The sequence below is a fragment of the Roseibium alexandrii DFL-11 genome (genome assembly GCF_000158095.2).
Classification (GTDB): Bacteria; Pseudomonadota; Alphaproteobacteria; order Rhizobiales; family Stappiaceae; genus Roseibium; species Roseibium alexandrii.
In genome coordinates, this window is sequence record NZ_CM011002.1 from 1,499,817 (window position 1) to 1,522,156 (window position 22,340).

A 22,340-nucleotide genomic window follows, 5' to 3' on the forward strand; every position below is an offset into this window, starting at 1 on the left:
TAAAATCCTCTCTGTTTGCTGCCGGTTACAACGTCATCACAATGCGGCCGTCGATTTTGCCCAGCTCCATCCGGCCAAAGATGTCATTGATGTTGTCGAGTGACTCTGTGGCGTAATGCGACGCAACTTTTCCCTCTGCGGCAAATGCAAAGCTTTCAGCGAGATCCGCCCGTGTTCCAACGATCGAGCCCCGGATGGTTTTCCGGTTGAGAACAACGTCAAAAATGTTAAGCGGGAAATCGCCGGGCGGCAGGCCGACAAGGCTCATGGTTCCGCCGGGAGCCAACATGCCGACCGCTTGGGCAAAAGCGGAATTCGAGACGGCCGTTACCAGCACACCATCTGCGCCGCCCAATCGGGTGAGCTCCTCTATTGGGTCTTGTGTCCTAGCATTGATTGTAATTTCGGCGCCCAAATCAGAGGCAAGCTTCAGCTTGTGATCAGCAACGTCCACGGCAATGACATGCAGCCCCATTGCCTTGGCGTATTGAACCGCGAGGTGCCCCAACCCACCGACACCGGATATGACGACGCTCTTCCCAGGGCGAAGGTCACATTCCTTCAGGCCTTTATAGACCGTGACGCCCGCGCACAGGATCGGCGCTGCCGGCGCGAAATCGACCCCGTCCGGAATATGCCCGACATAGGCCGGATCAGCTTCGACATACTCGGCGAACCCGCCATTGACTGTGTATCCGGTGTACTGCGGATCGGTCCGGCAAAGGGTTTCCCAACCGGTTATGCATGAGTTGCAGTGGCCGCAAGCATGATGAAGCCAGGGCACCCCAACACGGTCGCCCTCCTTAACAGACGTGACACCGCGCCCGACCTCGGCAACGTAGCCGACACCTTCATGGCCCGGAATGAAGGGCGGTTCAGGCCTGACGGGCCAATCGCCCTTGGCGGCATGGAGGTCGGTATGGCACACACCGCTGGCTTCGATCTTGACCACGATGTGACCTTCACGCGCGCCTGGCTTTTCGACCTCTCTGATTTCCAGTGGCTTGCCAAATCCTGTGACCACTGCAGCTTTCATTTTGGGCATTGCTTGTCCTCGTGATTTTGAGTGGAAGTTTTTGCGTGCCTTCTGCGCGCACGTTCTCAAGTGCGTGCGCCTTTGGTTCGCGCGTTTTTTTTCATTCGTCTGTGTGTTTGCGCCAGACAATCAGCGGGCAGTATTCGATGTTCCCTGACCAAACAGACTGTGCAGCAGTAACGAAATGCACGGGCCCAACGGGCTTATTTCCAGCTGGGCGCTCTGGTCGCGTGTTCGTTCACAAAGGCCTCTAGGTCTTTGACCGCCACTCGAAACTCCCGGCCGAGCTTCACGGCCCGCAGTTCCTCTTGATGGATCCAGGTCCGCACCGTTGGTTCCCGCACCTTCAGGAGTTCGGCAATTTCATGCGTTGTCAGAAAAGGTTTGCTCAGCATTTTCGGCTCCGGTGTGTGGTCACCGTATCTACAGGTGGCTCAAGAGCCATTGATTCTTGTCAAACACTCTCAACAATTCTCAAAAGTGCTCAAACGACATCAGGACGACTCACATTCCAGGAGAAAAGACCGATTGGCAGGCCAATAGATGGCATACAACCCGACCAAAAATTAATTTCATTTAATTGGTAACGTTATTGCCGACTTCCCATCTCCAAGGTGTCTTTGGATGACCCCGTCAATTTCTGGAGGAGAGAAGTATGTTGAAACCTGTTGTTATCGCCGCTGCTGCCGCACTCGCAGCCACTGCCGTTTCTGCTTCCGCGGCGACAAAGACTTCTGCTGAACTGACGGAAAAGGAGGTCACTGTGCTGAAGACCGCCTGGGGCGAAGGCATCGTCGAGATCGGCAAGGTACATACGGATGGCGGGGATTATAGAGCGGCGGCAACAAACCATATCGAGCAATTTTATGCTTACGGCGACCGTCCGGTTCTCTTCAAGCCAACGCTCGCCAGTGAAGATCAGTTCCGGGGAGACTTTGACGCAGCCCTCTCCTACTTTGTGGGTGGCGATATCTCAGAGGACAATGGCTTTGCGATCGCGCCTTATACCAATGTCCGATGGGAGCCAGAGGGTATGGTGATCAACGGCGAAACAGCCATGACCATGGGTAACTATTACTTCATGACCACCGACGGCACAGAAGTGAAAGTTGAATACACCTTTGGTGTTGAGCGCATGGAAGATGGCGATCTGAAGATCGTGCTCCACCATTCATCTGTCCCTTTTCCACCAAGCTGAGTGCTGCAAAGGACCATGTAACTCTCTGGGAGGCGTTGGTGGTTCGCCACAGCCTCCCAACGTGTTTTCAAACCCAGTCCTCACACTGTCCAGCCTAATCATGATGTACACACACGGGTTCGCAATAACGGAACAAAACCAGACAATCTTTGTATTCTATTGACGTAATGACGGCCGGAAGCGTCACCGGTTTGAAATCTAAATCTGCATAGATTTGTCGGGCATTGACCGTCCCCGGAACCCGGAGGACCGCTCTGCCAGATCGTCGCTTTTATTACTCAAGGGCTGCAGCTATAGTCACTACTACTCAAACGAGTAGCAGCCGAGAAATTCTCAGCCAAGACCGAAAACGGTCGCTAGCCAGGAGGAGCCGTCAATGGCCGATATCGATACCAGAGACTTGTCGTTCGATGAATTCGACGAGGTCATAAGCCCGCGCCCGGAAGAAAACGACTTTGACCGGATCGTTGAATCTGCGATCAGCCGCCGTGGCTTTCTGGGCGGCGTTCTCGCGTTTGGCAGCTTTACCGCGCTTGGCACGAGCTTGGTACCGACCGGTGCAAAAGCCTCGGATGGCCGCTTTGCCTTTACCCAGATCCCGACTTCGACAGCGGACGACGTGATTGTCCCGGAAGGCTACAAATCGGAAATGCTGGTTCGGTGGGGCGATCCCTTGTGGTCCGATGTTCCCGAGTTTGATGATTCGACCCGCGGCACGGCGGACAGCCAGGCCCGCGCGTTCGGCGACAACACGGACGGCATGGACGTGTTCTCCCATGACGGCAAAACGCTTCTCGTCGTCAACAACGAGTACACCAACCGCGACATCATCGCTCTAAGCGCTGAAGACAAGCGCATCATGGCGGAAGACGACATTGCCAAGGGCATGATGGCCCACGGCATCTCCGTTGTTGAAATCGCCAATGACGGTGGTACCTGGAAAATCGTCAAGGACAGCCCGTACAACCGCCGCATCACGCCGCAAAGCGAGATGGAGCTGACCGGACCAGCCGCAGGCCATGACTTGATGAAGACCGAAGCCGATCCGACCGGCACCAAGTCTCTCGGCACCTGGAACAACTGCGGCAACGGCGTCACCCCATGGGGCACGTACCTGACCTGCGAAGAAAACTTCAACGGTTATTTTTCCGCTCCGGAAAATCCGGACCGCGAAGTATCTCCGGAACTTGCTCGGTATGGCGTGTCAGCAACGGACTGGGGTTACAACTGGGCCGTAATCGAAGATCGTTACGATGTCTCCAAGCATCCGAATGAGCCGAACCGCGCCGGTTATGTTGTCGAGATCGATCCGACCGACCCGACCTCCACACCGAAAAAACGCACTGCTCTTGGCCGTTTCAAGCACGAAAACGCCGAAGCCGTGGTCAACAATGACGGCCGCATTGTCGTTTACATGGGCGATGATGAACGCGGGGAGTTTGTCTACCGTTACGTTTCGAACGGCGTTTACGCGCCGGGTGCTCCGACCGACGAACTCCTAAACGACGGTATTCTGTATGTTGCCAAGTTCAGCGACAACGGCACTGGGGCATGGGTGGCCCTCACCCCGGAAACGACAGGCATGGATCAGGCTGAAATCCATATCCATACACGCCAGGCAGGTTCCAAGGTCGGCGCGACCACCATGGACCGTCCGGAGTGGATTTCCGCCAATCCGAAGGCACCGGAAATCTACTGCTGCCTGACCAACAACAAGAAACGTGGCGTCAAGCCGAATGCCGGCGGCGACGACACATCCGTCAACGGTCCGAACCCGCGCGAGAAGAACAACTACGGTCAGATCGTCCGTTGGCGTCCGGATGGCGGCGACCATACGGCTCCTGGTTTCACCTGGGATCTTTATGTTCTTGCGGGCAACCCGACCGTCCATTCCGATGCCTATGCCGGTTCCGCGAACATCAACGAAGAGAACATGTTCAACTCGCCGGACGGGCTGGCTTTCGACTCCAACGGCCTGGTCTGGATCCAGACGGATGGCAACTACAAGAACGAAGGCGATTTCGCCGGCCAAGGCAACAACCAGATGCTCGCCGGCGACCCGGTTACCGGTGAGATCCGCCGCTTCATGGTTGGTCCGAACGAGTGTGAAATCACCGGTCTGACCTGGAGCCCGGACCGCCGAACCATGTTTGTCGGCATCCAGCACCCTGGCGAGCGTGGCAACAGCCACTGGCCGGCTGGCGGCGCATCCGTTCCGCGGTCCGCGATCATCGCAGTGACCCGGGAAGATGGCGGCCTCGTCGGCTAACGCGTTTCCCTGGAGCAGAAACAAAAAAGGGCGCCAATCGGCGCCCTTTTCTATTGCCAACTATTGTTTGGTCATCCGAGCTTCGCGAGGATTTTTTCCGCTACAGCCTCAGAACTTGCCGGGTTCTGGCCGGTAATCAGATTGCCGTCTTCAACGGCAAATGAGGACCAGCTGGCCACGCTTTCATATACGCCACCTTTTGCCTTCAACTCGTCTTCGAGCAGGAACGGCACTACGTTGGTGAGCCCCACAGCCTCTTCTTCATCATTGGTGAAACCGGCGACCTTGCGGCCCTTGACGAGTGGCGCGCCGTCCGGTGTTTTGGCGTTCAGCAAAACTGCCGGAGCGTGACAAACAGCCCCAACCGGCTTGCCTGAATTGAAGAAGGTTTCGATCAGGCCAATTGAGGTTGTGTCATAAGTCAGATCCCAAAGCGGACCGTGACCACCTGGGTAAAAGATCGCGTCGTAATCCGCGGCGTTCACATCATCCAGCTTCAATGTATTCGCCAGGATCTGTTGGGTTTCCGGATCAGCGTCAAAGCGGCGTGTTGCTTCGGTTGCAGCGGATGGATCGGAACTTTTCGGATCGATTGGCGGCTGGCCACCTTTTGGCGAAGCAAGCGTGATACTCGCGCCCTCATCCTTGAAGACATAATAAGGGGCGGCAAATTCTTCGACCCAGAAGCCGGTTTTCTGACCGGTGTCGCCAAGATCTTCATGGCTGGTCAGAACAATCAGAACTTTTTTGTCAGATACTTGCGGCATCGAAATTCTCCGTTTTCAAAATTGGACGGACCATCTGTCCGGCGTGACCTTGATTTAATTTGCTCACCAAGTGATACCAATGGCAAATTAATTGGCTGTAATGTCAAAATATTTGATACGTAAATGAGAGCTGGTCCGCATGGAAGCGTCTATTGAACACCTCAAGAGCCTGATGGTTTTTGCGCAGGTCGCAGACAGCGGATCCTTCAGCGCAGCCGGTCGGCATCTGGGCCTCACCCGCGCCGTTGTCAGCTATCACGTGAACAAACTGGAAGACGCCTACGGGCTCAGTCTTTTTCACCGGGCACCGCGCAGTCTGAAAATCACTGAAGCCGGGGCGCAGCTGCTCGGCCATTGCCGGGTCATCATGGATGAGACCGTGGCCGCTCAGCGGGCCATTGAGCGCTACAAGCAGGAGCCGGAAGGCGTTTTGCGCATCTCCTGCCCAGTCAGTGTCGGCCTCAATCACGTGGTACCGGTTCTCGGTGACTTTCACCGGCTCTATCCGAAGATCAAGCTCAATGTCAGTTTCTCAGACACGGTTGTCGACATTCTGGAAGAGGGCTTTGATCTTGCAATCCGCGGGGCACCCCTGCCCGATTCCGACCTGAAAGCCACGCGTCTTGCAACGATTTCGACTTGCCTGTGTGCAGCCCCAAACTATTTTCAAACCCGCTCCCGGCCAAAAACCATTGATGATCTGAGAGACCATCAATGGGTGCTGCATATGAACAAGCAAAAGGTTGAGATCCTTCTCCCCGGTGGGGCCTCGAAAGTCTTCGAGCCGGAGGGAAGCATCACCACCAACAACGCCGTTGCCCGGACAGCCTTTGTGGAAGCTGGACACGGCATCGGACGCATACCGCGTTACGATGCTGACCCCAAAATTCGGGCAGGCCTTTTGGAGGAGGTTCTTCCGGGAACACGGCTGCCGGAAATCGCCATCTATGGCGTCTTTCCACCGGGTGCTGCCATGTCCAGCAACCTACGCCTCTTGCTCGATTTCACAAAACAGGCTTTTCAGACCAACTGATGGTCAGCCCATTCAAGAATACAGCCTGTCTCACGGCTTAAAATGCCAGATCTAGGTGACAGTGAACTGTCCCATCATACCGCGATCCTCGTGTTCGAGGATGTGGCAGTGATACATATAGGGATACTGTTCTGTCGCGACGTGATCAAACCGCACCACGATCTCCGACCAGTCATCGTCATCCAGCACCGCAGTATCTTTCCAGCCTTGCTGGTCTGCTGGAACGACCTCTCCTTCCATTTGTTCGATCAGGAAAGAACATCCGTGAATGTGGAACGGGTGAGCGCCCTGATCTGACCGGATACGCCAGCGCTCCCAAACCCCAAGTCCAACACGTTCGTTGATCACCGACATATCCATGACGGCGCCGTTTATGGTCATGTCCATCTTGCCATGACCGTCATGGCCCGCGTGATTACCACCGTGATCCATTTCGAGAACAAACTCCCGAACGTTCTTGATCTCATGTTCCTCAGGATGGCTGAGAGCGGCGAGTTTTTCAGGCAACGGCGCGTTGTTGGCAACCAAAAGAGCTTCCGGACGCAAGGTCAAAGATGCTCTTGGCGGCGCGGCATCCGACCTTCCCACCAATGTGCTCAGGCTACCAACGATGCCCTCGCCCTCGTCATCGACCTCATCTTCAAAGAAGGTCAACAGCTCCACAGGGTTGGCGTCACCCAGATCCACGATGATCTCACATCGTTCGCCGGGTGACATTTCCATTGTTGACATGGGGACAGGTGCGCGCAGCAGGCCGCCGTCGGTCGCAATCTTGTGAAAGACGCGATTGTCCGAAAAAGCGATCACGTAGAACCGAGCATTTGCGCCGTTCAGTAGCCGCAAGCGAACCTTGCCCGCTGGGACATCTGCCACAAGCGGCGCGATGGCGCCATTGATAACGACAGTATCTCCAAACCAACCGTCTTCATCCGCATCAAAGAGGGAATAGACGAACCGGCCCTGTGCATCGAATGTTCGATCTTGAATGATGATTGGCAAATCATCCACACCGTAGCGGTTTGGCAGATCCATTGCGTCGCTCTCGTCATCATCGATAATGATCATGCCAGCCAGGCCGCGGTAGACTTGGCCGCCGGTTTTGCCATGGGTGTGCGAGTGATACCAGCAGGTGGCTGCCGGTTGGACAATCGATAAGGAAGGCTGCCAACCTTCACCCGGAGCCATCTCCAGTTGGGGTCCGCCATCGACATCACCTGGCACATGGAGCCCGTGGCCATGAATAGAGACGCCCTCGTCCAGAGTATTCAAGTAACGCAGATTGAGTTCGGTGTTCCGGCGTGTCCGGATCGTAGGACCGAGAAAATCCTGGTTGATTCCAAGCGTCGGTGTCTTCAAACCTGCCTGGAAGGTGTGTTCACCAGCCCGAATTCTGAGATCAATCGGCTCTTCATTGGTGCCGTCAGCCTGGGGCGGTATCGGAAGTTTTTCTGGAATTGTTGTCGACCAGGCAGGGCTGATCAGGGATGCCCCGAACAAGGACGCGGAACCGGCAAGAAGCTGTCGGCGAGATAGGCGAAGTGACATTCAAGTCCTCAAACCAAAGATACGACAAAGACTGTTTGCGACCATCCTGAAGACAAGCAGGATCGCCGCCGTGATGCCTGAAATGTGTGATGATGCCGACGCTCCGAATCCATCGGACAAATGCCGGATCAAAGGGTTCAGATATCCGGCAAAGGGTCAATTTTGGGAACAAACCCGGTTTTGGTATGTTGGGCGGCCCATCGATCAAGGAAATTCAGATGATAGATGCCTCGGTGCAATTCCGTTACCGGCAAACCCTGTTTGTGGTGTTTGTGCTTATCGTTTTTGGCACCAGCGTCGTCGAGATTGTCACGGAGTTCATGAATGGAGAGACGTTGACCACCATGGTCGACGACATGTCAGGTGTGGCGGTCAGCGCGCTTGTGCTAATGGGCTTTGCCTACGAGCGGCGTGCCCAACACAAAGCGTCGAAAGACCTCCGAGGCAAACTGGAAAGCGCCCGCGGGCAACTCGCAAAGCTCGATGCCCGCTCTCCTCAGCTTGCCGGACAGTATCGCGCGGTCATGCAGAAGCAGTTCGATGCCTGGAGTTTGACGGCAAGCGAGCAGGACGTTGTAATCGGTATGTTGAAAGGTCTGTCTTTCAGAGAAATCGCAGAACTGCGGCAAACCCGGGAAAAAACCGTCCGCCAACAAGCAACATCAGTTTATCGAAAGGCTGGCGTGAATAGCCGAAACGAGCTAACGGCCTGGTTTTTCGAAGACATGTTGGATGCCCCACCAATTCACGAGCCGTAAAGCGTCATGATGGAAACGCTCGCAGCGTTCTCAACGCAGTCTAATAGACCGGGCCTCATGTTTCTTAGTTGTTTTTGCTCAAACACCCGATAACGACGTCTGCTGCGGCCGCACTTTGGCTGTAGCCATCCGGCAAACACATCACGTCATCAAGGCGGCCGAGTTCGGCGACCTGTGCCGCCCGTTCTGGACTGTCGGTGAGATAGCTCGTCAGAAGGGATGCAAGCACATCCGGCTGAACCTCATCATTCAGGAACTCGGGAATCGCCTTCGTGCCCAGGATGATGTTGGGGAGAACAAAGGAGTCGACGCTCGCGAATTTGAAGATCTTGTTGAGGTTATTTAACCTGCGGAAGAACCAATCCACCTTGTACGCCACGACCATCGGCACTCCGGCAAGCGCCAGTTCCAGTGATACAGTGCCGGATGCTGCTAACGCGGCATGCGCGCTCCGGAAAGCCGCCCGTTTTGCATCAAGGCCGGTCACGATTTCCGGCTGGACCTGCCAGTTGGTAACGCCCTGCCGGATCCGCTTTTCAAGATGAGCCACCGCAGGTAAGACCACCCTCACCTCCGGCATATCCGCACTCACACGTGCGACCGTCTCGCCAAAAACGTCGAGAAGTCTTGTGATTTCGCTTCCCCGGCTGCCCGGCAAGACCAACAGGACTTTCTCGTCAGCCTCCAATGGCGCACGTTCCCCCTCAGACGGGCGCAAGAGATCGGCGTTTTCACTTAACGGGTGACCGACATAATGGGTACGCGGACCGCCGAGCTTTTTGTGAACGCCCGGTTCGAACGGCAGCAGCGCCAGCAACTCGTCGACATAGACGCTCATCTTTTTTGCCCGTCCCGGCCGCCAGGCCCAGACCGATGGCGATACATAACCGACAACAGGAATGTGCGGCGCCCGTTTGCGCACACGTTTTGCAACGTTGTGGGTGAAGTCCGGACTGTCGATGATGACCAGAACATCCGGCCTGGCAGCGATGGCAGCGTCGACGGTCTGATAGACACGCTTGACGATCAAGGGCAAGCGCGCGAGCACCGCAGACAGTCCCATGACCGAGACATCGGACATGTCAAAAAAGCTGGTGAGCCCAAGAGAGGTCATGCGCTCGCCGCCGACACCGCAATACCGGACGCGGGGACCAAGCTTTTCGTTCAGCGCCTTGATCAGCTCTGACCCGAGCTGGTCGCCAGATTCCTCACCGGCCACAATGCAAACGGTGGGCATGGCGCTGGCCGCAGGTGTAATCATTCAGCCCGACCCTGAGACAAGGCAGCCTGGTCAATACCGATGACAAACAGACCAGCCCTATCTGCTTGCGCCAGGGTTTCCTCCCGATCGGAAATCAAGGCGCCACCCGCTTCAATCGCAATGCCTGCCAGCCCCGCGGCGTCTGCCCGCTCAATTGTCCGGGGCCCAATGGTGGGCAGATCAACCCGCAAGTCCTGGTTGGGTTTGGCGGTCTTTACCAGAACACCAGTCTTGTTCTTTGCCCGGATCCGGCCGCTGCCGCGCAGATCTGCGCAGCGTTCGAGCATGGCATCGGTGCCTTCCGCGCCTTCCAATGCGACAACCCGGCCGCCAACGGCCACAGCCGCCTGTCCAATGTCGAGTTCACCCAGTTTCCGGGTCGCGGTCAAGGCAAGCTGAATATCCTGCCAATCGGTGTCGCGCGGCTGCGTCTTTCCCAAAACGCCGCTGGCTGCGAGAAGCCCGGGTGCAACATCCTTGATACCCACCACGCGAAATCCCTCTACCTCAAAGAGACCAATGACCTTGGTCAGCAGACTGTCATCACCACCGGTGAGCGCGCGAATGATGGTCGGCAATCGGCGGAGCGTCCCCAGATCACCCAGAATGGAAGCAAAGTCCGGACGTTTGGACACACCGCCAATCAACATTACATCCCGGCAGCCACTCTTGTTCAAAAAGGCATAGAGCCGGCCAATTTCTCCCCAGCCGAGCTCGGCAGAGGCGAGCGAGCGTGTTGCCGCATCGGCCTCCCCGCGGATCGCGACAACCTTGCACTCCCGGCCTGCAGCCGCCAGGGCAGTGGCGACCTGCAACGGTATTCGGCCATTGCCGGCAATCAATGCGACCGGAGCATGGGAGGCGGTTTCGGCCAATGTCATGTCCAATACCCGCTTATGCAGGTGTGCAGAAGCGCCGGTCTTCCTCTTCAAGAATGAAGTCGGTCACTTTCTTTACCAGCGGCTGATCTTGAGTGGTTTCAGCAATTTCCTCGGCGCGCGTGCGCAAAGTGCCTTCGTTGCTCTCGAACAGCGCCTTATAGGCCGCCCGCAGAGCATGAATTTGCTCGCGCGGGAAATTTGCGCGTTTCAATCCGATCAGGTTCAGTCCACCAAGGTTCGCCCTGTTACCTGTCACCATGCCAAACGGAATAAGGTCGTTCTCCAGGCCGGCCATGCCGCCGACAAAGGCGTTGTCGCCAATCCGTGTGAACTGAATAACAGCAGACCCGCCACCGAAAATCACATTGCTTCCGACAGTAACGTGCCCTGCGATCATTACGTTGTTGGACAAAATGACCCGATCCCCGAGGTGACTGTCATGCCCGACATGGGAATTGGCAAGAAACGCACAATTGTTGCCGATGGTCGTGCTCAGCCCGCCGCCTTCGGTCCCCGGATTGATCGTAACGCCTTCGCGGATGATGCAGCCTTCGCCGATCGTCAGGGTGGCGGCCTCACCACGGAATTTCAGATCCTGTGCCTGATGACCAACAGACGCGAACGGGAAAATGGCGGTGCCAGCTCCAATGGTCGTGTCACCGGCAAGCGCAACGTGAGATTTCAGCTCGACATTGTCGCCAAGTGTCACCTGAGACCCAATGACACAATAAGGGCCAATGCGCACGCCGGCACCTATTTTTGCACCGTCTTCAATGATCGCTGTTGGATGGATATCAACCATAATTCCTCACGCGTCTACCAGCATCGCGCTTACCTCGGCTTCGGCGACCTTTGCGCCGTCGACCATGGCAACCGCATCGAACTTCCAGATGTTGGCACGTTGCTTGATTTTCTTGACGTGGAAATGGACCTGATCGCCCGGCTCCACAGGTTTACGGAACTTCGCCCGGTCGATGGTCATGAAATAGACCAGCTGCGGCGGTGCATCTGCGCCGCGCGCATGCACGCACAAGGCGCCTGCCGTTTGCGCCATGGCCTCAATCAACAGAACGCCCGGGAAAATCGGCCGTTCTGGAAAGTGCCCCTGAAACTGCGGCTCGTTGATGGTGACATTCTTGATGCCGATACAGCTGTTGTCGCCGTCCATCTCGATGATCCGGTCAATCAGCAAAAACGGATACCGGTGCGGCAACAGCTTCATGACTTTCATGATATCCGCTGTTGCGAGCGTTGTTTTTTCTGTTTCGTCCATTCTTCGCCCCTTGGCGGAGGTCCGCCAAAACTCTTCAAGTAATTGGATGTGTAAACTGCTGTTCGTTTACGATTTGCCGCCGCGTTCTGCAAGTTTTCTGACCGCAGCAACTTCGCGGAACCATTGTTTCACAGGTTTTGCGGGTGTTCCGCCGTAGCGTCCGCCAGCTTCCAGGCTTTCGCTGACAACGCTGACCGCCGCAACCTGAGCGCCCATGCCGATAGTGACATGCCCACCCACTCCGCTCTGTCCGCCAATCGCCACATAATCTTCAAGCGTTGCACTGCCGGAGATACCGACCTGCGAGACGACGACACAGTGACGGCCAATGACGACATTGTGGCCGATCTGGACCTGGTTATCGATCTTTGTGCCTTCACCAATCACGGTGTCGCGGTTGGCCCCTCGGTCAATGGTGGTGTTGGCGCCGATCTCAACGTCATCTTGAATAACGACCCGCCCAACCTGCGGCACCTTCAAGTGCCCACCCGGTCCCATGGCGTAGCCAAATCCGTCTTGCCCGCAGCACACACCGGGGTGAAAATAAACACGATTGCCCAGGATTGAATGCTGGACGGAACAATTGGCGCCGATGACACAGTCGCGGCCGATACGCACTCCAGCCCCGATCACCGCATTGCTGCGAATGACAGTCCCAGCACCAATTTCTGCACCTGCCCCGACAACCGCCCCCGGCTCAAGACACACACCGTCTTCAAGACTTGCAGTCTCATCGACCGATGCACGCTCGGATACCCCCTCGACACCAGCCTGACGCGGGACCATTGCTTCGGGAAAGAGTTGAGCCAGCACTTTGGCCCACGACCGGTAAGCATCCCTGCAGACAAGCGCGGCAACGCCTTCGGGAACCTTGTCCTTGTGGCGGGTGCTGACCAGACAGCCGGCTGCTGCAGTGGTGGTCAGCGCGTCGAGGTAGGCCGTGTTGTCGAAAAACACCAGCATGCCCGGACCGGCGTCTTCAAGCGGGGCAACTCCGGTGATTTCGGTTTCCGGTGCACCGTTCACCAGTTCGGCCTCTGCCCAACCGACGATATCGCCGAGGCGTATACCTTCTGGAAAGTGAAAGAATTTCGGCTCGGACATCGGCATATCCTCTTTTGAACACCTGCGGTCCGGTTTGACCGTAACAAAAACGGCCGCCGTTTGATGCGGCGGCCGTCGGTTTTTGGGTAAAAACCGCTTCTTAGAAGGTGGTGCCACCACTCAGGCGGAACACCTGGGTGCGGTCAGAATCTTCTTTCAGGAGCGGGTAAGCAAAGTCTGCCTTGAGCGGACCGAATGGCGACTGCCACCGGATACCGAAGCCGACAGAGGCACGCAGGTCAAATCCATTGGACAGGATCCGGCCACCACCGTTCTCTACGATGTCAACGAGCTCATTGTCGGCATCCCACAAGGAGCCGGCATCCGCAAACAGTGCACCGCCAAGGCCGAGTTCTTTCGGAATGCCCGGGATCGGGAACTGTGCCTCGGTTGACGCTGCGAAGTACCAACGACCACCAATCGCGTCATCAGACGTCGCGTCGCGTGGGCCGATACCCCGGTTCTCAAAGCCGCGGATCAGATTGCCGCCGAGCATGAACTGCTCTGACACCCGAAGACGCTCATTGAGACCCATGATATTGCCACCCCGGAACTGAACGCTACCGACGAGGCCGTAGTCTGCGAGGATTTCCTTGTAGGCACGCGCCTGGATTTCACTCTTGATGTACTGGCTGTCGCCACCAACACCTGCAAACTCCTGCCTGAAGGAGGCGTAGATGCCATCCGTCGGGTTCAGGTTGCGGTCAAGCGTGTTGTAGCGCAGTTCATAGCCAACCAGCGAAGTGAGGTAGGTTCCAAGGGAGTCACAGACAGCCAGCGAGAGGTTGGCAGTGCTACAGTTATTGATCCCTGTCGAGCCATATTTGCCGTCGGTGTTCTTCTCTTCATAGATTGCGTAGAACAGACGGAGCGTTGTTTCGTCTTCGCGCAGCGGCAAGGTAAAGCCGAAGCCACCGCCTGTCCGCTCTTCATCAAAAGAGCGGTAGCTGTTGGCATCATTCACCTGACGGTAGACATCAAGATCCAGGGCGACCCGGCGGCCCATGAAGAACGGCTCGATGAACCGGAACTCGTAGGTCTGGGTATCTGAACCACCACCAACACCGATTTTAACGTACTGGCCACGGCCCAGGAAGTTGCGCTCGGTCAGGGAGATATCACCAACCACGCCATCGGTCGTCGAGTAACCGATACCGAAGGAGATTTCACCTGTCGGTTTTTCTTCAACCTGCACATTCACAATCACGCGATCGGGCGCACTGCCCTGCTGCGTCGTGATGGAAACGCGCTCAAAGAAGTTCAAGTTCCGCAAGCGGCGCTCAGCCTTGTCGACCAAGGCACGGTTGAACGCATCGCCTTCAGCAACATCAAACTCGCGGCGGATGACATATTCGCGGGTCCGGTCGTTGCCGATGATGTTGATGCGCTCAACATACGCCCGCGGGCCTTCCTCAATGTAGTAGATCAGATCGATCGTGTTGTTTTCATAGTTACGGGAACCACGCGGACGCACACGAGCAAACGCATAACCTTCTTCAGAAACGCGAAGTGTGATGTCTTCGACGGACTGCTCTACGCGCAGGGCGTTGAATGTCCGGCCGCTGCGGGTCCGCACCAGCCTGCGCAGATCTTCCGGGTCAACTTCGGCGATCGTGGAAACGACCTCAACGTTGCCGACATCGTAGCGATCGCCCTCGTCCACCGTGAAGGTCACGTAGAAGATGTTGTTCTCACGGTCGAGATCAGCACTCACAGAGACGATACGGAAATCCGCATAACCTTTGTTGTTGTAGTACTGGCGCAGCAGCTCTTCGTCCGCGGCCAGGCGATCGGGATCGTATGTGTCGGTGCTGCGCAACCAGCTAAGCAACCCACTCTCACGGGTTCGGATCACGTCCCGAAGACGGCCGTCGCTGAACGAGTTGTTGCCGATGAAGCTGATGCGCTCCACACCGGTCTTCGCACCTTCATTGATTTCAAAGACCAGATCGACCCGGTTCTGACCGCGCTCAATGATCTTCGGCTCAACGGCTGCGCCATAACGGCCGCTGCGGCGGTAAGCTTCCAAAATGCTCTGGACGTCGGACTGGACTTTAGCGCGAGAGAGCATGGACCGCGACTGGGAACGAACAGCCGTCGCCAGAGCATCGTCCTTGATCTTCCGGTTCCCCTCAAAGGAGACGCGGGTGATCATCGGGTTCTCAGTAACGGTCACGATGACGGTGCTGCCACGCGGGGTGATTTCAACCGTGGCAAACAAACCGGTTGCATACAGCGCCTTCAAAGACTCATCGACATCAGCCGCGCCATAAGAGCGGCCGGGAACGATGGTCATGTAGCTGATGACCGTATCTTCCTCGATGCGGCTGGTACCGCGTACTTCAATGTTGCGGGCAACAGCAGCTTCTGCCTGTGTCGCCCCCGCAAACGGCCCAAAGTTGTCCGGAACGAACGACCCGGCTGCGAGAACCGCGGTCGCCAAAATTGCGGCTCTCAAGTGTTTCTGCAATCGCTGCATCAGTGCGCTATGCCTTTGTTTTTCAAAACCCCGTCTCGAGATTCTTCCGATCACCCTCGGAGAATCTCAAAAATCGACCCATGTTTTATAGGTTTTTACCGATAACGCAACAGCAGTTGGCCGCCGAAATCGATTTAGTCAGAGGACGTTGCGTCAATGTCACGGCTCCCCGCTTAAAGGCTCATTAATCGCCAGATATCGTTCCAAGTCGCGAACACCATCAGCATTAATACGAGGCCCAAACCGATGCGGAATCCGACTTCCTGCACCTTCTCATTGAGTGGTTTTCCACGGATAGCTTCAGCCGCGTAGAACACCAGATGCCCACCGTCCAGAATCGGGATCGGAAGCAGGTTGATGAACCCGATGGACACGGACAGGAAGCCCGCGAGACTGATAAGCTCGATCAAACCGAACTGCGCGACCGTTCCGGACACCTGCGCAATCTGAATCGGGCCACCCAGCTGCTGCGGCGACTGCTCTCCGGCGAACATTTCTCCGATGAAATTGATCGTGTCGTAGATGATCTTGTAGGTGCGTAGCACTCCTTCCCAGAGCGCGCCGCCAACACCGAGCTGCTTCAAGATACGGGTATTTTCGTCACTTGCGATTGCCACGCCAATGCGCGGCTCCCGGTACTCAACGCCGAACTGATTGACGTCGGTGACATAAACGGGAACCACTGTCGCTGTGAGCTCGGCCCCATCCCGTTCGATCCCGAGGACCAGCGGCTGGTCCGGGTTATGGCGCACTGTCCATTTCAAATCTTCAAAATAAGACAATGGTTTGTCATTGATCGACAGGATTCGGTCACCCGTCTGAATACCGGCTGTTTCGGCAGCTGATCCCTCGATAACCGTGGACACGACCGGCAAGAGCTGCGGCTTTCCGTAAGCCATGAAGATCCCGGCAAAAATGATGACTGCCAGGATGAAATTGGCAATCGGACCGGCTGCCACGATCGCCGCACGCTGCCATACGGGTTTTGCGATGAAGGCTGTTCTGCGTTCTTCCTCGCTCATACTGGCAATGTATTCCCGGTCTGGAACACTCGCGGCATTCTCGTCACCGGCAAATTTCACATAGCCGCCAAGGGGAATAAGCGACACTTTCCAACGCGTGCCGTGTTTGTCGTACCAGCCGAACAATTCCCGCCCAAAACCAACGGAAAAAGCGTCCACCTTCACGTTGCACCACCGCGCAACGGCAAAGTGGCCGAGCTCATGAAAGAAGACGACGATCGTCAGAACAAACAGGAACGGTGCCATATAGCCGATCAGAAGGTCGTAGGCAGAGCCAAATATTTCCATGAGATTTCCGATTGTTCCCGCACAGTCCTTAAGCGCTACCTTAATAGCAATGGAATTACGGCACGTTAATGATCCAGCATTCGTTTCGCACCGGATAAATTAGGCGGCGCGGCTTGAAATCCAATGCCCGGTCCAAACACGGGCTTCCTGATCCAGCGCCAGCACGTCTTCTACCGTCGCAGCTGGTGCAAGCTTTCCTTTGGCAGAAAACGCCGATAACGCCTCTTCGACAGCTGCCGGGATGTCCATAAACCCGATCGCGCCCTTCAGAAAGGCCGCAACAGCTGTTTCGTCGGCGGCATTTAGAACCGCTGGCGCTGTACCGCCCGACCGAAGCGCCTCCAGCGCGATACGCAGTGCAGGAAACCGCTTCATATCCGGTGCCTCAAACGTCAGCGATCCAAGTTTCGCCAAATCCAGGCGCTCGACAGGTGTTTGCATCCGGCGCGGATAGGCCATGCAATGGGCAATCGGCGTGCGCATATCGGGACTGCCGAGCTGCGCAAGAAGCGAGCCATCGCGGTATTGGACAAGCCCGTGAACGGCAGACTGCGGATGGACCAGCACATCCAACTGATCTGCACTCACCGGAAAAAGGTGATGAGCCTCAATAACTTCAAGACCCTTGTTCATCATGGTTGCGCTGTCGATGGAAATCCGCGCGCCCATATCCCAATTCGGGTGTTTGAGCGCTTGCTGCGGTGTCACCCGCACCATGTCTTCAAACGCCATCGTCCGGAACGGGCCGCCAGACGCAGTCAGGATGACCTTTTCAATGCTGTCCGGGTGCGATGCCTCGAAGACCTGGAATATCGCGTTGTGCTCACTGTCGACCGGCAGGATTTCGGCGTCCTCTGCCGCAATCTTGCCCATGAACAGGTCCCCAGCACAAACCAGGCACTCCTTGTTGGCCAGCGCAATCCGCCGCCCGGGCTTAATGGCAGCCATGGTCGGCAAAAGTCCGGCGGCGCCCACAATGGCGCCGATGACAAGATCTGTGTCCCGGTCAACCGCCTCAAACACAGCTTGATCTCCGGACGCGGTATCAATCCCGCTTCCCGAAAGGCGGTTTTTCAGATCCTCAAAGTTTCGTGGATCGCACAAAACAGCAGATTTGGCGTTCAACCGGAGCGCCATTTCTGCCAAGGCGTCAGCGCTTGAATTCGCAACCAAGGCAACAACTTCAAAGCGGTCAGGATTGCGGGCGATCAAATCTGCGACACTCTGGCCGATTGATCCGGTCGCACCAAGAACCGTAACGCGGACCGTTTTTGCCGGGTAGTCTTGCTCTTGTTCCGCCGTCAACGGCACTCTCCCACTCAGAATAGAGCCAAGCTGTTTAAAGGATCTGCAAACGTTCCACCGGCAAACAGGCCGATCAGCACCGCAAAGATAGCAGCGGCAACAAGGCCATCAATCCGATCCATGATACCGCCATGTCCGGGGATCAGCTGGCTGGAATCTTTAACGTCAAATCGGCGTTTGATCGCAGATTCCAACAAATCACCGGCTTGTGAGGCAATTGACAAGATAGCCGCAAGCACGGCCCACGTCAGAAGCTGACTGGCTCCGCTGACCGCCGCGACGCCGACACCGAAAACGATTGCGATGGTCAAACCGCCTATTGCACCAGACCAGGTTTTCTTCGGCGACACTCTTGCCCAGAGTTTGGGGCCGCCAATTGCCCGGCCGGTGAAGTACGCAAAGATATCCGTCGCCCAAACAACAAAGAACAAAAAGAAAGTGAAAACCAAACCGCCAGTGCCTGCCCGCAAGGACAAGAGCGCTGTCAGGGCTAGGCCGCTGTAGGCGATGCCTTCCGCCCCCCAGCGCCCTTCCCTCGAAAAACCGGACAAAACCAGGGTCGCGGCCGCACCAGCAGCTACGACCAACAGTCCTTCAACATGAAAACCAAATAGCTTCAGACCACATGCACCGACGAGGGCTACCTGCCCGGCAATCGCCGGAACCGATGTCTGCTTGGTCCCGGTGATCGTGAACCACTCGGACAGGAAAAGGATGGCAGCCGCCAACACAAGGACCGCATATGCCCATCCACCCAGATAAATCAGCCCAAGAACCAGAGGCCCTAAAACCGCTGCAGACAGAACCCGCAGCTGCAGATTGCTTTTCGTTTTGGCTGGAAGGTGTTGATCAGGCATTACCTTTTTGCGGCCTCAAAGTGCCTGTGCGGTGACACCACCGTACCGCCGATCCCGGTTACCGAAGCATTCCAGCGCTTGATCCAGCGCAGCTTCATCGAAATCGGGCCACATGAGATCCGAGAAATAGAACTCTGTATAGGCCGCCTGCCATAGGAGGAAATTCGAAAGGCGTAATTCGCCACTTGTGCGCACGATCAGATCCGGATCAGGTAGACCCACCGTGTCGAGTTCTGCGGAAATATGGGATTCCGAAATAGCACTTGGTTCAATTTCGCCGCGCGCCACCTTCTCACACAACTTTTTGACAGCAGCGGTCAATTCCTGGCGCGCGCCGTAGTTGAAGGCAACAACCAGCTCCATGCCCGTGTTGTTGCGGGTCAGTTCCTCGGCATCGAGCAAAAGTTTGAGGATCCCGGCGTCGAGATTGTCGCGTTCACCGATTATGCGGATGCGGATGTTTTCCCGGTGCAACTCGCTCAAGTCACGCTGCACGAACCGGCGCAGCAGCCCCATCAAAAATCTGACTTCAGGCTCCGGCCGGCTCCAGTTTTCCGTCGAAAAGCTGTAGATCGTTACTATCCCGACGCCCCGTAGAGCGGCATGACGGATGATTTTACGGAGTGCCTCCAGCCCCTGACGGTGACCTTCGGTACGCGGCAGGCCGCGGGAAGACGCCCACCGGCCATTTCCGTCCATGATGAACGCAACATGGTTTGGCACATGCGAAGGCGCGGCCGAAACCGGCTCTGCATTTGCCTGTCGTTCCAGGTTGCTGCTCATCCTAGTCCTCGACTGCTGGCTAGATGCCGCGCTTAAACCTGCGAAATCTCCGCCTCTTTCTTCGCAAGCATCGCATCCACTTCGCCGATCATCCCATCGGTTAGTTTTTGAACTTCGTCAGATGCAACACGGCTGTCGTCTTGAGAGATCTCGCCGTCTTTTTCTGCCTTCTTGGCGTCATCCATACCGTCGCGGCGTACATGGCGGATCGCCACCTTGGCCTGTTCGGCATATTTATGCGCAACCTTGATCAGCTCCTGACGGCGCTCCTGGTTGAGCTCGGGGATCGGAAGACGCAGCAACTGACCGTCTACCACCGGGTTCAAGCCGAGGTTTGATTCGCGAATAGCTTTTTCAACAGCGGCAACCATGGACTTGTCCCAGACCTGAATTGCAACCATGCGCGGCTCTGGTACGGAAACGGTTCCAACTTGGCTCAGCGGCATGGACTGGCCATAAGCATCGACAGAAATCGGATCGAGCATGCTTGCGGATGCGCGGCCTGTCCGCAGACCTGAGAAATCAGTTTTCAGAGAAGAAAGCGCGCCTTGCATGCGCCGCTTCAAGTCATCCAGGTCGACACCTTCTACAGACATTTTGTCCTCACTGTTCTTGTTGCTTAAGCCAAATCAGATCCGGCGCGCCAACATGGCACAACCGCACCGAAACACAAGTGCTTCAGCCTGTTAGGGGCCGAAAAACTACTCGTCACCCACGACTGTGTAGGTTCCCGTTTCCTGCAACACACTGACCAGCGCGCCCGGTGAATGGATCGAGAAGACAATGACAGGGATGGAATTGTCCCGGGCCAAGGCGATCGCAGTGGTGTCCATGACCTTCAGGTTCCGGCTGATGACCTCGTCATAGCCGAGGGTTTCATAGCGCTCGGCATCCGGGTTGACCTTGGGGTCCTCTGAATAAACGCCGTCGACCTGCGTGCCCTTCAAAAAGGCATCGCATTTCATTTCGGCAGCACGCAAGGCCGCCCCACTGTCGGTGGTAAAAAACGGGTTTCCGGTGCCGCCAGCGAAAATGATCACATCACCGTCTTCCATGTAGCGATCCGCCACACGCTGAGAGAAGGTTTCGCAGATGGATGGAACCGCGACGGCGGACAAGACACGCGCATTGACCTTGAGACGGCGCAAGGCATCGGCAAGGGTCAAGCTGTTCATGATGGTTGCGAGCATGCCCATGTGGTCACCGGTCACCCGGTTGCCGCCCTTGGCAGCTACCGCCACGCCGCGGAAGATATTGCCGCCGCCAACAACCACGCCGACCTGCGCCCCAAGCGCCACAGCGTCCGCAATTTCCTTTGCAATCCTTTGCACAATCGCCGGGTCAATTCCGAAAGCCTGCGACCCCATGAGGGCCTCGCCGGAGAGCTTGAGGAGGATCCGTTTCCAACGCAAAGGAGATGTCATCTGTGCACCTTGGGTAAAATTAAGCCTTCAAAAAAAAGCGCCGGACTAACCGGCGCTTTTCTTGGGACCTTACTGCCCGGAGGCTGCCGCCACTTCCGCGGCGAAATCCTGCTCTTCCTTCTCGATCCCTTCGCCAAGAGCGAAGCGGACGAAACCGGAAAGCTTGACGTCAGTGCCAAGGTCTTTGGCAAGCGCCTCAACGGCCTGCTCAACCGTCTGATCAGGATTGATCACGAACGCCTGCTTCACGAGAGTAACTTCCTCGTAGAACTTGCGCAGACGGCCTTCCACCATTTTCTCAATGATGTTTTCCGGCTTACCGGATTCACGAGCCTGTTCGGAGAACACGGACTTTTCGCGCTCGACCACTTCCTGGTCCAGCTCTTCGGTGTTCAGAGCAAGCGGGCTGGTAGCTGCAACGTGCATGGCGATCTGACGGCCAAGCGCGTTAAGCTTGTCCTTGTCACCAGAGGATTCCAGTGCAACCAAAACGCCGATCTTGCCGAGACCATCGGCAACTGCGCCGTGGACATAGGTGGACACAACACCATCGCCGACCGACAGGATCGCGGTCCGGCGAAGGGTCATGTTCTCGCCAATGGTGGCGATCGCATCGGTGATGGAATCAGCAACAGACTTGCCGTCCAGATTGGCTGCGGTCACTGCGTCGACAGAACCGTCGGTGCCAACGGCAACAGTTGCCACCTTGCCGACCAGCTCCTGGAACCCTTCGTTGCGGGCAACGAAGTCGGTTTCGGAGTTCAGCTCGATCACTGCAGCCTTTGTACCTTCAGCAGCAACACCAACCAGGCCTTCAGCGGCCACGCGGCCTGCCTTCTTGGCAGCTTTTGCCAGGCCTTTGGTGCGCAGCCAGTCAACAGCTGCTTCCATGTCACCGCCGTTTTCAGTCAGGGCGGTCTTGCAGTCCATCATGCCAGCGCCGGATTTCTCACGGAGCTCTTTTACCATCGCGGCGGTAATGCTCATCGATTGCCTCGTAGATGGGGGGTTTCAGATGAGACACGGTTTAGCCGATGGCTTTCCGCGCCTTTATGAC

General features: G+C 56.5%; 21 protein-coding genes. 4 read left to right on the forward strand and 17 right to left on the reverse strand.

The window, feature by feature from the left end:
• Positions 1 to 25: 25 nt before the first annotated feature.
• Together adhP and SADFL11_RS06995 are read right to left on the reverse strand one after the other, a co-directional pair.
• Positions 26 to 1,045: an alcohol dehydrogenase AdhP gene (gene adhP / locus SADFL11_RS06990; protein WP_008196413.1), complete on the reverse strand. Its 1,020-nt coding sequence runs from the start codon at positions 1,043 to 1,045 to the stop codon at positions 26 to 28.
• Between the two features lie 194 nt (positions 1,046 to 1,239).
• Positions 1,240 to 1,431: a helix-turn-helix domain-containing protein gene (locus SADFL11_RS06995; protein WP_008189317.1), complete on the reverse strand. Its 192-nt coding sequence runs from the start codon at positions 1,429 to 1,431 to the stop codon at positions 1,240 to 1,242.
• 260 nt (positions 1,432 to 1,691) lie between these two features.
• Between SADFL11_RS06995 and SADFL11_RS07000 the strand changes: the two genes are divergently transcribed.
• Both SADFL11_RS07000 and SADFL11_RS07005 read left to right on the forward strand, forming a co-directional pair.
• Positions 1,692 to 2,234 carry a hypothetical protein gene (locus SADFL11_RS07000; protein ID WP_008189694.1) on the forward strand — a complete coding sequence of 181 codons (543 nt, stop codon included), beginning with the start codon at positions 1,692 to 1,694 and terminating at the stop codon, positions 2,232 to 2,234.
• Positions 2,235 to 2,610: 376 nt separating this feature from the next.
• Positions 2,611 to 4,503, forward strand: a complete 1,893-nt coding sequence (locus tag SADFL11_RS07005) for a PhoX family protein (protein WP_008191687.1) — start codon at positions 2,611 to 2,613, stop codon at positions 4,501 to 4,503.
• Between the two features lie 71 nt (positions 4,504 to 4,574).
• Here SADFL11_RS07005 and SADFL11_RS07010 read toward each other — a convergent pair whose 3' ends face one another.
• Positions 4,575 to 5,270: a type 1 glutamine amidotransferase domain-containing protein gene (locus SADFL11_RS07010; protein WP_008196684.1), complete on the reverse strand. Its 696-nt coding sequence runs from the start codon at positions 5,268 to 5,270 to the stop codon at positions 4,575 to 4,577.
• Positions 5,271 to 5,409: 139 nt separating this feature from the next.
• Between SADFL11_RS07010 and SADFL11_RS07015 the strand changes: the two genes are divergently transcribed.
• Entirely contained in the window at positions 5,410 to 6,303 is an 894-nt protein-coding gene (locus tag SADFL11_RS07015) for a LysR family transcriptional regulator (RefSeq protein WP_008191246.1), read from the forward strand.
• Between the two features lie 51 nt (positions 6,304 to 6,354).
• Here the strand turns inward: SADFL11_RS07015 and SADFL11_RS07020 are convergent, their stop codons facing one another.
• The gene (locus SADFL11_RS07020) at positions 6,355 to 7,848 is read right to left on the reverse strand and encodes a multicopper oxidase domain-containing protein (RefSeq protein WP_040451948.1); all 1,494 of its coding nucleotides are present in this window, start codon (positions 7,846 to 7,848) and stop codon (positions 6,355 to 6,357) included.
• A 218-nt stretch (positions 7,849 to 8,066) separates the two neighbouring features.
• On the opposite strand from SADFL11_RS07020, the gene SADFL11_RS07025 reads away from it, so the two are divergent.
• Positions 8,067 to 8,606: a helix-turn-helix transcriptional regulator gene (locus SADFL11_RS07025; RefSeq protein WP_209002755.1), complete on the forward strand. Its 540-nt coding sequence runs from the start codon at positions 8,067 to 8,069 to the stop codon at positions 8,604 to 8,606.
• A gap of 64 nt (positions 8,607 to 8,670) precedes the next feature.
• Here the strand turns inward: SADFL11_RS07025 and lpxB are convergent, their stop codons facing one another.
• The 13 genes from lpxB to tsf all read right to left on the reverse strand — a co-directional run bounded on the left by lpxB (position 8,671) and on the right by tsf (position 22,270).
• The gene (lpxB, locus tag SADFL11_RS07030) at positions 8,671 to 9,867 is read right to left on the reverse strand and encodes a lipid-A-disaccharide synthase (protein ID WP_050776105.1); all 1,197 of its coding nucleotides are present in this window, start codon (positions 9,865 to 9,867) and stop codon (positions 8,671 to 8,673) included.
• Positions 9,864 to 10,748, reverse strand: a complete 885-nt coding sequence (locus SADFL11_RS07035; RefSeq protein ID WP_008192138.1) for an LpxI family protein — start codon at positions 10,746 to 10,748, stop codon at positions 9,864 to 9,866. The genes lpxB and SADFL11_RS07035 overlap by 4 nt, the downstream gene beginning before the upstream one ends.
• 13 nt (positions 10,749 to 10,761) lie before the next feature.
• Positions 10,762 to 11,550 carry an acyl-ACP--UDP-N-acetylglucosamine O-acyltransferase gene (gene lpxA, locus SADFL11_RS07040; RefSeq protein WP_008197046.1) on the reverse strand — a complete coding sequence of 263 codons (789 nt, stop codon included), beginning with the start codon at positions 11,548 to 11,550 and terminating at the stop codon, positions 10,762 to 10,764.
• Positions 11,551 to 11,556: 6 nt separating this feature from the next.
• Entirely contained in the window at positions 11,557 to 12,021 is a 465-nt protein-coding gene (gene fabZ / locus SADFL11_RS07045; RefSeq protein ID WP_008192525.1) for a 3-hydroxyacyl-ACP dehydratase FabZ, read from the reverse strand.
• A gap of 66 nt (positions 12,022 to 12,087) precedes the next feature.
• Entirely contained in the window at positions 12,088 to 13,125 is a 1,038-nt protein-coding gene (lpxD, locus tag SADFL11_RS07050) for a UDP-3-O-(3-hydroxymyristoyl)glucosamine N-acyltransferase (protein WP_040453357.1), read from the reverse strand.
• Positions 13,126 to 13,225: 100 nt separating this feature from the next.
• Positions 13,226 to 15,583, reverse strand: coding sequence for an outer membrane protein assembly factor BamA (gene bamA, locus SADFL11_RS07055; RefSeq protein ID WP_209002757.1), 2,358 nt, complete (start codon positions 15,581 to 15,583; stop codon positions 13,226 to 13,228).
• 194 nt (positions 15,584 to 15,777) lie between these two features.
• The gene (rseP, locus tag SADFL11_RS07060; RefSeq protein ID WP_008193007.1) at positions 15,778 to 16,914 is read right to left on the reverse strand and encodes an RIP metalloprotease RseP; all 1,137 of its coding nucleotides are present in this window, start codon (positions 16,912 to 16,914) and stop codon (positions 15,778 to 15,780) included.
• Positions 16,915 to 17,013: 99 nt separating this feature from the next.
• Complete coding sequence (locus SADFL11_RS07065; RefSeq protein WP_008196188.1) at positions 17,014 to 18,225, reverse strand: 1-deoxy-D-xylulose-5-phosphate reductoisomerase; 1,212 nt, start codon at positions 18,223 to 18,225, stop codon at positions 17,014 to 17,016.
• A gap of 8 nt (positions 18,226 to 18,233) precedes the next feature.
• Entirely contained in the window at positions 18,234 to 19,076 is an 843-nt protein-coding gene (locus SADFL11_RS07070; protein WP_008191279.1) for a phosphatidate cytidylyltransferase, read from the reverse strand.
• A gap of 15 nt (positions 19,077 to 19,091) precedes the next feature.
• On the reverse strand, positions 19,092 to 19,859 hold the full coding sequence (locus SADFL11_RS07075; RefSeq protein ID WP_008191788.1) for an isoprenyl transferase: 768 nt from the start codon (positions 19,857 to 19,859) through the stop codon (positions 19,092 to 19,094).
• A 32-nt stretch (positions 19,860 to 19,891) separates the two neighbouring features.
• Entirely contained in the window at positions 19,892 to 20,455 is a 564-nt protein-coding gene (gene frr / locus SADFL11_RS07080; RefSeq protein WP_008196500.1) for a ribosome recycling factor, read from the reverse strand.
• Between the two features lie 105 nt (positions 20,456 to 20,560).
• Entirely contained in the window at positions 20,561 to 21,283 is a 723-nt protein-coding gene (pyrH, locus tag SADFL11_RS07085; protein WP_008192166.1) for a UMP kinase, read from the reverse strand.
• 69 nt (positions 21,284 to 21,352) lie between these two features.
• Positions 21,353 to 22,270 (reverse strand): translation elongation factor Ts, encoded by a 918-nt coding sequence (tsf, locus tag SADFL11_RS07090; protein WP_008193435.1) that lies wholly within the window; start codon positions 22,268 to 22,270, stop codon positions 21,353 to 21,355.
• Positions 22,271 to 22,340 lie beyond the last annotated feature (70 nt).

What these genes read in the sequence shown, in the direction of transcription:
- lpxB (WP_050776105.1), bottom strand. Translation starts at nt 9,867, where the DNA reads ATGATTACACCTGCGGCCAGCGCCATGCCCACCGTTTGCATTGTGGCC.
- lpxD (WP_040453357.1), bottom strand. Translation starts at nt 13,125, where the DNA reads ATGTCCGAGCCGAAATTCTTTCACTTTCCAGAAGGTATACGCCTCGGC.
- SADFL11_RS07000 (WP_008189694.1), top strand. Translation starts at nt 1,692, where the DNA reads ATGTTGAAACCTGTTGTTATCGCCGCTGCTGCCGCACTCGCAGCCACT.
- SADFL11_RS07025 (WP_209002755.1), top strand. Translation starts at nt 8,067, where the DNA reads ATGATAGATGCCTCGGTGCAATTCCGTTACCGGCAAACCCTGTTTGTG.
- adhP (WP_008196413.1), bottom strand. Translation starts at nt 1,045, where the DNA reads ATGCCCAAAATGAAAGCTGCAGTGGTCACAGGATTTGGCAAGCCACTG.
- SADFL11_RS07005 (WP_008191687.1), top strand. Translation starts at nt 2,611, where the DNA reads ATGGCCGATATCGATACCAGAGACTTGTCGTTCGATGAATTCGACGAG.
- lpxA (WP_008197046.1), bottom strand. Translation starts at nt 11,550, where the DNA reads ATGGTTGATATCCATCCAACAGCGATCATTGAAGACGGTGCAAAAATA.
- SADFL11_RS06995 (WP_008189317.1), bottom strand. Translation starts at nt 1,431, where the DNA reads ATGCTGAGCAAACCTTTTCTGACAACGCATGAAATTGCCGAACTCCTG.
- SADFL11_RS07020 (WP_040451948.1), bottom strand. Translation starts at nt 7,848, where the DNA reads ATGTCACTTCGCCTATCTCGCCGACAGCTTCTTGCCGGTTCCGCGTCC.
- tsf (WP_008193435.1), bottom strand. Translation starts at nt 22,270, where the DNA reads ATGAGCATTACCGCCGCGATGGTAAAAGAGCTCCGTGAGAAATCCGGC.
- SADFL11_RS07035 (WP_008192138.1), bottom strand. Translation starts at nt 10,748, where the DNA reads ATGACATTGGCCGAAACCGCCTCCCATGCTCCGGTCGCATTGATTGCC.
- SADFL11_RS07070 (WP_008191279.1), bottom strand. Translation starts at nt 19,076, where the DNA reads ATGCCTGATCAACACCTTCCAGCCAAAACGAAAAGCAATCTGCAGCTG.
- rseP (WP_008193007.1), bottom strand. Translation starts at nt 16,914, where the DNA reads ATGGAAATATTTGGCTCTGCCTACGACCTTCTGATCGGCTATATGGCA.
- fabZ (WP_008192525.1), bottom strand. Translation starts at nt 12,021, where the DNA reads ATGGACGAAACAGAAAAAACAACGCTCGCAACAGCGGATATCATGAAA.
- pyrH (WP_008192166.1), bottom strand. Translation starts at nt 21,283, where the DNA reads ATGACATCTCCTTTGCGTTGGAAACGGATCCTCCTCAAGCTCTCCGGC.
- SADFL11_RS07010 (WP_008196684.1), bottom strand. Translation starts at nt 5,270, where the DNA reads ATGCCGCAAGTATCTGACAAAAAAGTTCTGATTGTTCTGACCAGCCAT.
- SADFL11_RS07015 (WP_008191246.1), top strand. Translation starts at nt 5,410, where the DNA reads ATGGAAGCGTCTATTGAACACCTCAAGAGCCTGATGGTTTTTGCGCAG.
- frr (WP_008196500.1), bottom strand. Translation starts at nt 20,455, where the DNA reads ATGTCTGTAGAAGGTGTCGACCTGGATGACTTGAAGCGGCGCATGCAA.
- SADFL11_RS07075 (WP_008191788.1), bottom strand. Translation starts at nt 19,859, where the DNA reads ATGAGCAGCAACCTGGAACGACAGGCAAATGCAGAGCCGGTTTCGGCC.